This is a genomic window from Pseudoalteromonas sp. RWi3 (assembly GCF_054960735.1).
On the sequence record NZ_JBHNYL010000004.1, the window covers coordinates 134727 to 148314 of the forward strand.

Genomic DNA, 13588 nt, shown 5'->3' on the forward strand with positions numbered 1-13588 from the left:
AAGTTTTGATTCTAAATAGCTGTCATTTCTAAAATGATAGTGAAACAAAAAACCGACATTTAGTCGGCTTTTTAAACATTTATCGAAAGGCTAATTTATTTATCAGCACGACCCATAAACTTTTGCTCTGCGGTATTAATACGAATGCGATCGCCCGTAGAAATATGTTCTGGTACTTGAATAGTCAAACCTGTTGATAATTTTGCAGGCTTTGAGCGAGCACTCGCAGATGCGCCTTTAATTGAAGGGTCTGTTTCTTCAACAACTAATTCAACGCTTGATGGTAAATCTAAGCCCACAGGTGCGCCATCAATAACGATAACGTGAACACCTTGAGTTTCTTCGTTTACGAATAAAATCTCTTCACTGATTGCGTCTTTATTTAAATTGTACGGTGTGTAGTCTTCGTTATCCATGAACACATACTCGTCACCATCAATGTAAGAAAACATAGATTCACGACGAATTAAATCAGCCAGTTTAAGCATATCGCTATCTTTGAATGTTTCGTCAACTTTACCGCCTGTAACTACATCATACAAACGCATACGATATAAGCTCCCGCCAGCACGTCCCTGAGGCACTGAACGAACAATATCTTTAACCACTAATACGCGGTTATTGAACTCAATAGCAGTACCCTTTTTAACTTCACTTGCCTTAGGCATTGGTGTATTCCTATAATTTATTAATCCACAGAAACATACCACGAAGTTAATTTTCTGCAACAACAAATCACATTCAAAACGCTTTGTTTTTGATGTTTATAATAAATTATACCTATTGATCGCTTTTTCATGACTAAACTAGGAAAAAGCTGCTATTGTTAATTTATCTTAAAATGACTTCAAGGACTGGATCATGGATCAACACACAGCACATGAGTATTTAACTAAAAAACCCTTGGTTATGGTTACCCAACCTTTTGGCCAAGAAGTTGACGTTTACAAAGTAAATCATAAAATGTTTGCCACATTATCTGTTGGTAATGAAGGACAAACAGATGAAGATGGCAACCCTGTTTGGTGGATGAACTTAAAATGCGACCCTGATGAGGCACAAGCATTACGTGATATTTTTCCTTCAGTGATACCTGGCTACCATATGAATAAACGGTTATGGAATACTGTTATTCTAGATGGTTCAATTCCTCAGGGTGAAATTGAACGGATGATAGACAATTCTTTTGATCTGGTTGTTTCTAATATGCCAGAAAAAGACCGTAAAGCTATCGAAGTCCACCTTTAAAACGAGTATTGTGCTGAGTGAAAAGCTCAGTGCAATTTTTATTTTGATATGTCGTCTCAATTACCCCATTTTTACTAAACTTTATTTTAAACATAAAAAAACGCACCTCAGGTGCGTTTTTTCTTTAGATAAATAACCCTAAGACGTTTTTTCGTCTTTTGGCTTTTCGTCTGTTTCTATCTCTTCTGGCTTAGGTGTTTCAGCCGTTTCAACGCCTTCAACAACCACTTCTTTAACTGCTGTATCTTCCGTTACGTTTTGCTCTTCATTTACTGAGGTCGCAGGCTTAATCTGATAAAAACTTGCGCCTTTATCTGCCATATCAACCAATGTATCACATGGTGTAAATACAGGGTTGTAGTTAGCAAACGTCGCCATTTCTGAGCTCACTTTACTCGCGCCCAGTTTATCCATGTAACTAAATGGGCCGCCTAAGAATGGTGGGAAGCCAATGCCAAATATGGCACCAATATCGCCATCACGAGGGCTTGCAATAATGCCATCATCTAAACAACGCACTGCTTCGTTAAGCATTTGGGCTACACAACGCTTTGCGATTTCGCTTTTATTTAAGCGCGGCGATGGGCTGACACCTAATAACTCGTAGATTGACTCGTCCACTTTTTTGGCTTTTTTATCATAAATATAAAAACCACGGCCAGTTTTACGACCTAAGCGTTTTGCATCAATTAAACGGCTAAATGCATCAGGGGCTTTAAAGCGCTCACCCAGTTCTTTTTCAAGAATTGGGGCTATTTTAGAGCCGATATCAATACCCACTTCATCCAATAACGCCAACGGCCCAACAGGGAAACCAAACTCAACAAGTGCAGCATCAATTTTATCAATTGGCTCACCCGCTAGCAGTAAATTAGCCGCTTCGTTTACATAAGGCGCTAAAATACGGTTTACATAAAACCCAGCCATGTCTTTGACAACAATCGGTGTTTTACCTTGCTTACGGGCAAAGTTTACTACGCGAGCAATGGTTTCTTGAGACGTGCCTTCGTGTGGGATTATCTCTACCAATGGCATTTTTTCAACTGGTGAGAAATAATGTAAGCCAATCACATTTTCAGGGCGCGTAGCCTCAGCCGCTATTTGCGAAATGGGTAGTGATGAAGTATTGCTAGCAAAAATAGTGTTATCTTGGCACTCACGCTCTACATCGGCGACCATACCTTGCTTTAAGCTTAAATCTTCAAATACCGCTTCAATAACAATATCAATGTGCTTAAAACCGCTGTAATTAGTCGTACCGGTTATTTTGCTCATGGTTTGCTGTAAATCAGCTTTAGACAAAATACGGCGCTTTTGCTTTTTATCTAAAATTTTGTAGCTGTAGTTCATGGCATTACTAATGCCCTGCTCTGCTACATCTTTAATACGAACAGGCACACCCGCCTTAACAGCACTGACATGGGTAATACCCGCGCCCATTAAACCACCACCTAATACAGCGGCTTTTTCAATAGCTGGGGCATCATCGTTGCGCCATTCTTTTTTCATTTCAGTGGTCGCGAAAAAGATCCCACGCAATGATTTTGACTCATCACTCATCACCAAGGTTGCAAAACCTTCAGCTTCTGTTTTGTATGCTTTTAATTCATCAAGCTCAACACTTGCGCGCACAGCTTTAATGATTGCCAATGGCGCTGGGTAATGACCACCGGTTTTCTTCAGTACGTTTTCTTGGGCTTTTTTAAAGATGATATTACGGCCAAATGGGTTTGACTCAAGCAATTGACTAACACGGTCAAGCTTTGGTTTTGGCGCTTTTGCTTTTCCTTTTAACGCAAACTCTTTCGCCACACGTAATAAAACTGTCTGCGGTACGCAGTCATCAACTAAACCGGCTTTTTTAGCTTGTTTAGCACGCACCTGCTTACCAGTTAGCATCCACTCAAGGGCTTTTTGTAGGCCAACTAATTTTGGTAAACGTTGTGTGCCACCGCCACCTGGTAGTAAGCCAAGCTGTACTTCCGGCAAGCCTAATTTAGTAATATCGCTGTTTGAACACACGCGATAATCGCACGCTAGCGCAAATTCCAATCCACCACCAAGCGCAGCACCATGAATAGCACTGACCGTTGGGAATGGTAGTTTTTTCATATCAAAAAACGCACGATGACACAGCTCGCTGATAGCGAGTGCATCTTCACGTTTTTCAACGTTATCAAGCATTTTCACATCAGCACCGGCAATAAAGTTATCGCTCTTACCGCTGATAAATACCATACCTTTTACAGCTTGTTGTTTTGCATCATCAAGCAATGTTTTTAAATCATCGGCAAAGGTATCGCGCAGGGTATTCATTTTCTCACCCGGCACATCAATAGTCACAACGGCTAAGCCGTCTTCAATTTCTAAACTAAATACTGAGTCTGTCATTACGCACTCTCCAATACAAAGGCTGCACCTAAACCACCTGCCGCACAGGCTGTAGTCAGGGCTAAACCACCGCCACGGCGGTTAAGTTCGTGTAAGCTTTGAGTGATAAGTCGTGCGCCGGTTGCTGCAAATGGGTGTCCATATGCAAGCGATCCGCCCATCACGTTAAACTTATCCATGTTAATTTCACCAATGGCTTTACTACGGCCAAGTTTTTCTTGGGCAAACTTATCTGAGGCAAACATTTTCATGTTAGCAAGTGTTTGCGCTGCAAATGCTTCGTGCATTTCGATTAGATCTAAATCAGCCAGTGTAATACCCGCTCTATCAAGAGCGATAGGTGTTGAGTGGGCTGGCCCCATTAGCATGTCTTCGTGCACACCAATAGCTGAGAAGGCAAAACTACGTACATAACCTAAAATATTGTAGCCTAACGCTTTTGCTTTGCTTTCGCTCATCATCAGTACAGCTGCTGCACCATCAGTTAATGGTGTAGAGTTTGCAGCGGTTACTGAACCATGTTGACGGTCAAATGCGGGTTTTAATTTAGCATAACCTTCAACGGTAGAGTTATGGCGAATGTTGTTGTCTTGCTCGATAAAGCTTTTATACGGGGGTAAATGCGCCGTCATTACTTCTTCAGCTAATTTACCTTCAGCCCATGACTGGCTAGCAAGGCTATGTGAACGATGCGCCAATGCATCTTGATCAGCACGGCTAATATTATGAGTTTTCGCCATTTGCTCAGCAGTTTGGCCCATTGAAAGACCCGTTGAGTATTCAGCTACTGCTGGCGGTACTGGCATTAAATCTTTTAAGCGCAATTTTGAGAATATTTTTAAGCGCTGGCTAAAGGTACGCGCTTTGTTTAAATCAACTAAGCTGCCAGCTAGTTTTTTGCTAACCCCAATCGGTAATACTGATGAAGAATCAGCACCACCAGCAACACCAACCTGTACAGAGCCTGCCATAATTGACTCAGCAACATTCGCAATAGCCTGAAAACTAGTCGCACATGCACGAGATACAGAGTAAGCATCAACCGATACCGGCATACCAGTACCTAATACAATTTCGCGGGCAATGTTTGGCGCTTCAGGCATTTGAACTACTTGGCCAAATACAAGTTGATCAATTTCTGACTTATCAAAATTTAATCGCTCTAGCATTTCATTAACGACTAACTTTCCCATATCCAAAGCTGGAACGTGGTGAAATGCAGTTGCTTGTTTTGCGAACGGTGTACGTAAGCCACTAACGATGGCGATACGATCGCCCTTTGCTGTTTTAAGTATGTTTTGCTCAGACATTTATGCTCTCCCGCTGACAGGTCTGACCTGTTTGTTTTCCTCGATTCTAAACAACCCGTGTACTAAAGCCAATAGAGAATTTGAAAATAGTATAATTAGTTATCAACCATAGGCTTTTTTTAACCTGTTTACAAAATTATCCTTTATTTATATGTTAGGGTAAAAATCGTTAAAAAATAACGAACTATTTTAAAAATGACAGTCTAACACTTGGGTTATGGCATCCTAGCCCATATTACTTATTAAGCTTTTTTAAACCCGTGCTAACGAGGATACTCTTTTTATTATGGCCGCTAACGCTTTTTCACAACTAAAAACTTACTTAGATAGCCAAATTATTGGTCAGCCAGAATTAACTCAAGCATTGCTGATTGCCATTTTAGCCGATGGCCATCTATTAGTAGAAGGCCCACCAGGACTTGCAAAAACACGTGCCGTTAATGCATTAGCAAAAGGTGTTGAAGGCTCATTTCAACGCGTACAATTTACACCTGACTTATTACCTGCCGATGTCACCGGAACTGATATTTATCGTCAACAAACTAGTGAGTTTGTGTTCGAAAAAGGTCCGTTGTTTCATAACCTAATATTAGCCGATGAAATTAACCGCGCGCCTGCAAAAGTACAATCAGCTTTGCTAGAAGCCATGGCCGAGCGCCAAGTTACTGTAGGCAAAAATACCTACCCACTGTCAGATTTGTTTATGGTAATGGCCACACAAAATCCGCTTGAGCAAGAAGGCACTTACCCATTACCAGAAGCCCAACTTGATCGCTTTTTATTACACTTAAGCATTAATTACCCTGGGGCTGAACATGAGCGTGATATTTTACGCCTAACCCGTGGCGAGGCATTAAGCGAACACCAAGCGCCAGCACAACAAATAAGCCAAGCTGATTTATTTGCCGCTCGTAAAGAGATTTTAGGGCTATACCTTGCTGAACCCCTTGAGCAATATTTAGTACAGCTTATTATCGCCACTCGTGAAGGTACTGAGCTAGATGAACAACTAGGCCGCTGGATTGAATATGGCGCAAGCCCACGTGCAACAATTGCACTTGATAAATGTGCACGCGCACATGCATGGCTCAATGGTCGTGACTTTGTAGCACCTGATGATATTCAAGCTGTGCTTCACAATGTATTACGTCACCGAATTATTTTAAGTTATGAAGCCCAAGCAGATGGTGTAACAAAAGATCAGGTGATCAGCCGTATTTTAGAACTTGTTGCCGTACCCTAAATTATGCAAAGCGAATTAGATAATCAAAGCTGGCTCAAAACCAGCCATAGTCATGGCGTAAACTTAGCGTTAAAAGAGCTAATGTATTACAAAGCGAAGGCCCGGCTTTTGGAGCTTGCACCCAAAGTAAAAATTAAAAACAGCCTAGCGGGGCAATACCTTGCACCGCATAAAGGCCGCGGTATGGAGTTTGCCGAAGTACGCCATTATCAACAAGGTGATGATATTCGCTCAATTGACTGGCGCGTTACAGCACGCACAGGCGAAACCCACACTAAGCTGTTTCAAGAAGAAAAAGAGCGCCCTGTTTTTGTTTTTACTGATTTTTCTAACTCAATGCTGTTTGGCTCAAAGTTATTATTAAAATCAATACAAGCCGCACACATTAGTGCATTAGTTGCGTGGTCAGCCTGTCAACGTGGTGACCGTATTGGTGGCATCGTGTTTAATCAACATGGTCATTTAGAGCTAAAACCCAGTGCCCGTGAAAAAGCAGTATTAAAGCTATGCCATAACCTATGTGATAGCCACCAACAAGCACTTACGAATATTGATCAACCAGCAAAAAATAACTTTAGCGATAATTTAAAACGCCTTAATCATTTAGCCAAACCCGGCAGCCTAGTTTATTTAATTTCAGATTTTAGTGCATTAGACGATGCCAGCTTTAAGCAACTTGAAATACTGAGTCGCCACTGTGAGCTGATTGGTTGCCACATTAGCGACCCATTTGAACATCAACTTCCAGCATTTAAACAAACAGTAACAGTAAGTGCCAATGGCAGCGAATTTGCGTTGCCATTAATGGACAAAGGCTTTCGCGATAGCTTTGCAAAAACAGCTCAGCAAGCCTTTACAACACGAATGGATAGACTGACCAAGTCAGGCTTAAATTTAATATCATTTGATGCAGCCTCCCCACTCGAGCTGCAATTAGTGAGAAAGTAATATGCAAGCATCTCCTTTAGATGGCCTTCACGATGTCATTGTGCCAGACCAAGTTGCTTGGTGGCCACTCGCCCCTATTTGGTGGGTTATTATCGCAGTTACAGTAATAGCCGCTATTTTAGCGGTAATAAAGTTATACCGTAACAGTCAGTTTAAAAAAGCAAAACGTTACGCCATTGCACAAAGTGATACCATTTCAGACGACAGCGCAGCGTTACATATACTGATCAAACGCCTTGTTTTACATTATTACAGTGCTGAACATGCAAGTTTATCAACCAAAAACTGGTGTAAGACATTAAATAAACTCACCGAACAGCAATTTAGTGAACAAGAAATAATGAGTTTATATCAAGCAAATAAAGCGCAACCTGAATTAGCCGCCAAGTTAAAAGCGGGTATAAAACAGTTTAAGCTAAAGGAGTCGCTAAATGTTTGAGTTTAGTTGGCCATGGCTATTCCTATTGCTGCCACTGCCTTTTTTAATTCGATTTTTACAACCCGCTACTGATGAATCTCAGGCCCGGCTACGTATACCTGGTTTTGCAAAACATAACTTAACAAGCCAAGGGACTATAAAGCATGCCCGTAATATTAGTTTTACTGAATGGCTGATTTGGGCACTCTTAGTCTGCGCGGTTGCAAACCCGACATGGCTTGATGACCCAATCACTTTGCCAAATGAAGGACGTGATATTATGCTCGCGGTGGATTTGTCAGGCTCAATGAAAGAGCAAGATATGGCTTATCAAGGTCAATATGTAGACCGCTTAACGATGGTTAAAGCCGTATTAAGCGAGTTTATAGAGCAACGTCAAGGTGATAGATTAGGACTTATATTATTTGGTGACACCGCCTTTTTACAAACTCCCCTTACGCGAGATGTTAAAACCGTGAGCCAAATGCTATCCGAAGCGCAAATTGGTTTAGTTGGTCGCGCAACCGCCATTGGTGATGCGTTAGGTCTATCTGTTAAACGCTTTGCCAATAAAGATGAAAGTAACCGAATTGTTGTGCTACTGACCGACGGCCAAAACACTGCTGGTAATTTAGACCCTGACGAAGCGCTACTTTTAGCTCGCGAAGAAGGCATAAAAGTCTATACCATAGGTGTTGGCTCAGATAACCCTCGTGGGTTTAGTTTATTTAACATGGGAAGCAGTGGTAGCAGCTTAGATGAAAGTTTACTTACACGCATTGCAGAACAAACAGGTGGGTTATATTTTCGTGCTAAAGATGTGGCAGGCCTACAACAGATTTACCAAGAGCTCGATAAACTCGAACCCATTAGCGCTGATGAACAAACTTTTAGGCCACAGAATTCACTCTTTTATATACCATTATTAGCCGCGCTACTGATTATTAGCCTTCGTGTTATGCTGATCACTGGCCGCGCTTTTAGGCAGGAGGTCTAATGGACTTTGAATTTATACGCCCCACTGTTTTATGGCTACTAATCCCTGTTATTGTACTTTTTATGGTTGCATTAATTAAACATAAAAAAACTAGCCAAGGCGAGTTAATAGCCCCGCATTTAGCTCATTTTGTGATGAACAAAAAAAGCCAAACCACAGAGCAGCCTATGTGGTTTATCGCCCTCTTTTGCACTTTAGCTGTAATTTTTAGTGCAGGGCCTAGCTTTGAAGAAAAGCAGGTGCCAGTATTTCAGAGCAAAAATGCCCGCGTTATTGTGATGGATATGTCGTTATCCATGTACAGCACCGACATTGCACCAAATCGCCTTGTTCAAGCGCGTTTTAAAGCTCTTGATATGGTCCAATTATTCAAAGAAGGTGATACAGCACTGGTCGCTTATGCAGGCTCTGCCTTTACAATTTCACCGTTAACGAATGATGCTACAACGCTTGAGAATTTAATCCCGAGCCTAAGCCCCGATATTATGCCTGACAAAGGTTCAAACGTGCTTGCAGGCCTAGATGAAGCAAACGAGTTATTAACTCAAGCAGGTTACCTAGAAGGCGATATTATTTTAATCACAGATGGTGTCGAACAAAATGAACTTTCTGACATTAACAAGTTTAGTAGCTCTAACCGTTATCGGCTAAATGTTTACGGTGTAGGCACTGAGCAAGGAGCCCCCATTAAGTTACCTGAAGGTGGATTTATTAAAGACAACTATGGCCAAATTGTTGTGCCTACACTCAATGTGTCACAATTGTCAGCAATAGCACGCGATAGTGGCGGACACTTTGCACTTTACCAGCCAAGCAACACTGATATCGCCGTATTTGCACCCAGCGCAAATACTGAATTACTTAAAAATGAAAAGCAAAGTAAAGCCCTTTGGCGGATTGATGCGGGTATTTATGGACTTGTCATGTTACTACCCATGATGTTCTGGATATTTAGAAAGGGTGCCCTTGTAGGCGTATTTGCACTGCTTAGTTTTCTACCAACAGATACCGTATACGCCGTTGAGCTTCCCAGCTTATTTAAAAACCAAGACCAACGCGCATTAGAGGCCTATCAGCAAGGCGAATATGAACAAGCCGCAACCGGTGCTGATTCACACCAACTCAAAGGGGCGGCGTTGTATCAGCAAGGCAACTTTGAGGGCGCATTAAACGCATTTAGCCAAGATAGCAGTGCTACAGGTTTATATAACTATGGTAATGCCTTAGCTAAAGCAGGCAAATTAGATGAAGCGATTGACGCGTATAAACAAGCACAAAGTCTAAAACCCGACTTTCCACAAGCTAAGGAAAACCAAGCTTTAGTGGAGCAGCTGAAAAATCAACAGCAACAACAAAATCAAGACTCGCAAGACGGTGAGCAAGGCGATAATCAACAGCAGCAAAACGAGCAAGGCCAGAATCAACAAAATAAAGACGATTCACAGCAAGGTGAACAATCAAAGCAAGACTCACAATCAGAGCAAAGTGAGCAATCTGACCAGCAAGATAAGTCACAAGACGGTGAACCTTCTGGACAGCAAAGTGATGAGCAAAACAAACCTGACATGCAAGCCGAGCCTGAGCAAGCACAGCAAAGCGAATCAAATGATTCACAACAAACAGCAAATGAAGAACAGCCTGAACCAAGTGAGCAAGCTCAGCCACAAATGAGCCCAGAGCAACAAAAACAGGCTGAAGAATCTGCAAAGCAACAAGCAATGCAAGCACAAAGCGCTCAGCTGACAAATGAAGAAAAAGAGAAAGCCCAGCAACTTAACCAATTGCTGCGTAAAGTACCCGACGATCCTGCTATTTTGTTACGTAACAAAATGCAATTAGAAGCACAAAAACGAAACTATCAACGTCGTCCACAAGGAGTCGAAAAATCATGGTAATGCGATTATTTTGCTGTTTATTGCTTATCAGCGCTATGCCCCTGTGGGCTATGACCCAACTGCAAGCCAGTGTTGACAAAAACCCTGTATTAGCAGGTGAATTTTTTATGCTCACAATCAGTGCTGATGACACAATAAAGAACGATCAGCCAGATACCTCGGCTTTACTCAAAGACTTCGTTGTCGGCCCAATGAGCGTGAGTACACGCACAAATATTGTTAATGGCAGCATTTCAAAACAAACCAATTGGTCTGTTAAGCTTATGACCCGAGATGCAGGCGACTATACAATCCCGTCGTTTAATGTTGCAGGCATTAGCTCTGAGCCTATCGCATTAAAAGTGGCAGAGCGAAGTAAAGAAACAGAACAAAATAATGATATTTTTATAAAGTCATCTATGTCATCAGACTCTTTGTTTGTGCAAGAAGCTGGAGTTTACACTGTTAAACTCTACCTTGCCAAAGAGCTACTTGATGGTAATTTGACCGCACCGACTATGCCGGATGCACAGCTTAGCCAAATAGGTAAACAGCAAGAAGAATATGAATTAGTTGACGGCAAACGCTATTTGGTGATCACTCGTGAGTACTTAGTACAACCGCAGAAAAGTGGTGTTTACACAATAGATGCGCCGGTTTTTCAAGGCCGTATACGTCAAAATTATCGCCAATTAGAAGTCTCGGCTATGGGTGACAGTAGCACGGTTGAGATTAAGCCTATTCCAAGTGACTACAAAGGTGCATGGTTACCCAGTGAATTAGTTAATTTAGATGAACAATGGCAGCCAGATAACGATACTGTCGAAGTTGGTACGCCAATCACGCGTACTTTAACACTTACCGCCCTGGGTATAACTAAAGAGCAGCTCCCTGATATTGAGTTGGCCGAAGTGCAAGGTATTCGTAGCTACCCAGATGAAAAAGAAAACAACCACCTTGTGCGTGATGGCCGTGTTATTTCGCAGCAAACAGCTTCCTATGCGCTGTTACCACAAACGCCAGGAACTTATACTTTGCCTGAAGTCAGCGTACCTTGGTACAACACAAAAATTAAACGTATTAGTTACGCAACTTTACCTGCACGCACAATTACTGTTACAGCAAGTAGTCTAAACGCAACAGTACCTACTCCTGCGCAAACACAATCAGTAACTGAACAACCTTTAGCAGAACGCGTTCAGACTGTTAAAATTAATAACACCCCACTTTGGCTTATTATTGCATGCGCCATTGGTTATTTACTGTGGTTAATCACGCTTGTTTTATGGTGGTACAACAGAGCCACACCTAAAGCAGACAAAGTACATACCAAAACAGCAAAGGATGATAGTTCAGCCGCCTCGTTAGCACGGTTAAAAACACAGAGTAAAAAAGCAGATTTATCTGCATTTCACCATGAGCTAAACTGTTATGCCAAGCTTGTAACTCAACAACCACACAACGCCATAGATGTGCTGACACAGCAAATTAATGACCAACAACTTACACTACAAGTAGCTAAATTAAGAGCAGCGCTCTATAGTTCAACTGAAAGCACTGTTGAATTGACTGTAATATTAAAAGCATTAGAGGCAAATAAAAATAATAAACGGACAAATCAGCACGCAACATTAAAAGGACTTTATTAATTTAATCAATTGTTTGCATATTTAATATACAAACTAAAGACTCCTTAATATAAAAAAGAGCTTATGCCGGGAAATAATAATTCTAAAAGTCAGGTCTTAGTTGATATGACAGAGAAAAAAGCACGCTATGAAAAACTTGTTCACGTTTATCATAGCGAATTATATCGCTTTGCCTATTGGTTATGTCGCGACCCTAATATTGCTGAAGACCTTGTCCAAGAAACGTTTTTACGTGCTTGGCGTGCGCTTGACTCATTATTAGATCAAAAAGCAGCTAAGCCATGGCTATTAACGATTTTGCGCCGTGAAAATGCACGACGTTTTGAACGAAAACAGTTTGATTACAGCGATGTAGAAAATGATACGCTGGTCGATGAAAAAAGCGTAACGCTAGATGATGAAGTAGAGCAAACAATCGTTCAACGCCATATAGCTAAGCTACCTGATGAATACAAAGAACCGTTACTTCTTCAAGTGGTAATGGGCTGCTCAGGAGAAGAAATAGCTAATATATTAGATTTAAATAAAAACACGGTTATGACTCGCCTCTTCCGTGCTAGAAACCAACTGAAAGAGGCACTTAGCCGTAATGATGAACAACTTAAAGGGGCATCAAAATAATGGATGATCTCGAGTTTCGTCGCCGAGTAATCGCACAACCTCATAATGAGGAGCAGGATATTGCTGATTATGCAAAACAAGATCTTGAACACCAACAGTTCATCGAGCAAATGCAAGAACTTGATGATTCATTAACTCAAGCATTGGATATTCCTGTGCCGAAAGGGCTTGCAGATCGTATTTTAGCTAATACGCCTGAGTATAGTGATGAGCAAAGCGCATCTGACAACATAACTCACAAAAGTGAAGCCGCTGAAGATAACGTTATTAACGCACAATCACGGTTTAAACTTGGTGGTACGCCACTCGCTATGGCGGCATCATTACTTGTTGCTATTGGTGCTTTCTTTTTTACCAGTAACGAGCATAGCGTGGCTTATGGTGCTGGCGAACATGCACTAACGCATATATACCATGAGATTAACTCATTGGAAAAAAGTAACGAAATAAGCCTACAAACAGTAAACGAAAAATTTGCCGAGCTCGGTGGAAAGCTAGATGAGTTGCCCGGTAAAGTGACGTATTTAATGTTTTGTGATTTTAAAGGGCAACGTGGTTTGCACTTAGTATTCGAATCTGACTACGGGCCAATGACCGTGTTTATTGTACCGTCCAAGTCGCAGTCTTTCGGTATTGGCGACAGTGATTTTAGCGATCAGCGTTTTGCAGGTCACATTGATCGCGGCCCTGATGCTGACACGATACTCGTTGCAAGTCTCGGCGCGCCTGTTGACCAATATACTAGCCGTATTAATAGTGCCATCCGCTGGTTGCATTAAAAAACCAACATTGCTGCCACTTATTTAAAGTGGCAGCAAAATATTTTTCATTCTACAAATGGTTTAAATATCAACAAACGCACCCTATCCGTTTAGTTTTTATACCGTTT

General features: G+C 41.5%; 12 protein-coding genes. 9 read left to right on the forward strand and 3 right to left on the reverse strand.

The annotated features are described in order from the left end of the window. Nucleotides 1–95: 95 nt before the first annotated feature. Nucleotides 96–668, reverse strand: coding sequence for an elongation factor P-like protein EfpL (efpL, locus tag ACFI4Z_RS07930; RefSeq protein WP_462670111.1), 573 nt, complete (start codon nt 666–668; stop codon nt 96–98). Between the two features lie 193 nt (nt 669–861). Between efpL and ACFI4Z_RS07935 the strand changes: the two genes are divergently transcribed. Continuing rightward, nucleotides 862–1248, forward strand: coding sequence for an MmcQ/YjbR family DNA-binding protein (locus ACFI4Z_RS07935; RefSeq protein ID WP_462670112.1), 387 nt, complete (start codon nt 862–864; stop codon nt 1246–1248). A 138-nt stretch (nt 1249–1386) separates the two neighbouring features. Here the strand turns inward: ACFI4Z_RS07935 and fadJ are convergent, their stop codons facing one another. After that, a complete protein-coding gene (gene fadJ, locus ACFI4Z_RS07940; protein ID WP_462670113.1) occupies nt 1387–3639 on the reverse strand; it encodes a fatty acid oxidation complex subunit alpha FadJ in 2253 nt (750 codons plus the stop codon). Further along, nucleotides 3639–4949, reverse strand: coding sequence for an acetyl-CoA C-acyltransferase FadI (gene fadI / locus ACFI4Z_RS07945; protein WP_462670114.1), 1311 nt, complete (start codon nt 4947–4949; stop codon nt 3639–3641). Before fadI ends, fadJ begins: the two co-directional genes overlap by 1 nt. 286 nt (nt 4950–5235) lie before the next feature. On the opposite strand from fadI, the gene ACFI4Z_RS07950 reads away from it, so the two are divergent. From ACFI4Z_RS07950 to ACFI4Z_RS07985, 8 genes are all read left to right on the forward strand, one after another. Beyond that, on the forward strand, nt 5236–6192 hold the full coding sequence (locus ACFI4Z_RS07950) for an AAA family ATPase (RefSeq protein WP_462670115.1): 957 nt from the start codon (nt 5236–5238) through the stop codon (nt 6190–6192). A 3-nt stretch (nt 6193–6195) separates the two neighbouring features. Beyond that, complete coding sequence (locus tag ACFI4Z_RS07955; protein ID WP_462670116.1) at nt 6196–7140, forward strand: DUF58 domain-containing protein; 945 nt, start codon at nt 6196–6198, stop codon at nt 7138–7140. Nucleotide 7141: 1 nt separating this feature from the next. Next, a complete protein-coding gene (locus tag ACFI4Z_RS07960) occupies nt 7142–7579 on the forward strand; it encodes a DUF4381 domain-containing protein (RefSeq protein ID WP_462670117.1) in 438 nt (145 codons plus the stop codon). Further along, nucleotides 7572–8555: a vWA domain-containing protein gene (locus ACFI4Z_RS07965; protein ID WP_462670118.1), complete on the forward strand. Its 984-nt coding sequence runs from the start codon at nt 7572–7574 to the stop codon at nt 8553–8555. The genes ACFI4Z_RS07960 and ACFI4Z_RS07965 overlap by 8 nt, the downstream gene beginning before the upstream one ends. Further along, nucleotides 8555–10450 (forward strand): vWA domain-containing protein, encoded by a 1896-nt coding sequence (locus ACFI4Z_RS07970; protein ID WP_462670119.1) that lies wholly within the window; start codon nt 8555–8557, stop codon nt 10448–10450. Before ACFI4Z_RS07965 ends, ACFI4Z_RS07970 begins: the two co-directional genes overlap by 1 nt. After that, nucleotides 10444–12078 (forward strand): BatD family protein, encoded by a 1635-nt coding sequence (locus ACFI4Z_RS07975; protein ID WP_462670120.1) that lies wholly within the window; start codon nt 10444–10446, stop codon nt 12076–12078. The genes ACFI4Z_RS07970 and ACFI4Z_RS07975 overlap by 7 nt, the downstream gene beginning before the upstream one ends. A gap of 63 nt (nt 12079–12141) precedes the next feature. Further along, nucleotides 12142–12699, forward strand: a complete 558-nt coding sequence (locus ACFI4Z_RS07980; RefSeq protein ID WP_462670121.1) for a sigma-70 family RNA polymerase sigma factor — start codon at nt 12142–12144, stop codon at nt 12697–12699. Then, a complete protein-coding gene (locus ACFI4Z_RS07985; RefSeq protein ID WP_462670122.1) occupies nt 12699–13478 on the forward strand; it encodes a DUF3379 family protein in 780 nt (259 codons plus the stop codon). Before ACFI4Z_RS07980 ends, ACFI4Z_RS07985 begins: the two co-directional genes overlap by 1 nt. The last annotated feature ends 110 nt before the right edge of the window (nt 13479–13588 follow it).

What these genes read in the sequence shown, in the direction of transcription:
- efpL (WP_462670111.1), bottom strand. Translation starts at nt 668, where the DNA reads ATGCCTAAGGCAAGTGAAGTTAAAAAGGGTACTGCTATTGAGTTCAAT.
- ACFI4Z_RS07935 (WP_462670112.1), top strand. Translation starts at nt 862, where the DNA reads ATGGATCAACACACAGCACATGAGTATTTAACTAAAAAACCCTTGGTT.
- fadJ (WP_462670113.1), bottom strand. Translation starts at nt 3,639, where the DNA reads ATGACAGACTCAGTATTTAGTTTAGAAATTGAAGACGGCTTAGCCGTT.
- fadI (WP_462670114.1), bottom strand. Translation starts at nt 4,949, where the DNA reads ATGTCTGAGCAAAACATACTTAAAACAGCAAAGGGCGATCGTATCGCC.
- ACFI4Z_RS07950 (WP_462670115.1), top strand. Translation starts at nt 5,236, where the DNA reads ATGGCCGCTAACGCTTTTTCACAACTAAAAACTTACTTAGATAGCCAA.
- ACFI4Z_RS07955 (WP_462670116.1), top strand. Translation starts at nt 6,196, where the DNA reads ATGCAAAGCGAATTAGATAATCAAAGCTGGCTCAAAACCAGCCATAGT.
- ACFI4Z_RS07960 (WP_462670117.1), top strand. Translation starts at nt 7,142, where the DNA reads ATGCAAGCATCTCCTTTAGATGGCCTTCACGATGTCATTGTGCCAGAC.
- ACFI4Z_RS07965 (WP_462670118.1), top strand. Translation starts at nt 7,572, where the DNA reads ATGTTTGAGTTTAGTTGGCCATGGCTATTCCTATTGCTGCCACTGCCT.
- ACFI4Z_RS07970 (WP_462670119.1), top strand. Translation starts at nt 8,555, where the DNA reads ATGGACTTTGAATTTATACGCCCCACTGTTTTATGGCTACTAATCCCT.
- ACFI4Z_RS07975 (WP_462670120.1), top strand. Translation starts at nt 10,444, where the DNA reads ATGGTAATGCGATTATTTTGCTGTTTATTGCTTATCAGCGCTATGCCC.
- ACFI4Z_RS07980 (WP_462670121.1), top strand. Translation starts at nt 12,142, where the DNA reads ATGCCGGGAAATAATAATTCTAAAAGTCAGGTCTTAGTTGATATGACA.
- ACFI4Z_RS07985 (WP_462670122.1), top strand. Translation starts at nt 12,699, where the DNA reads ATGGATGATCTCGAGTTTCGTCGCCGAGTAATCGCACAACCTCATAAT.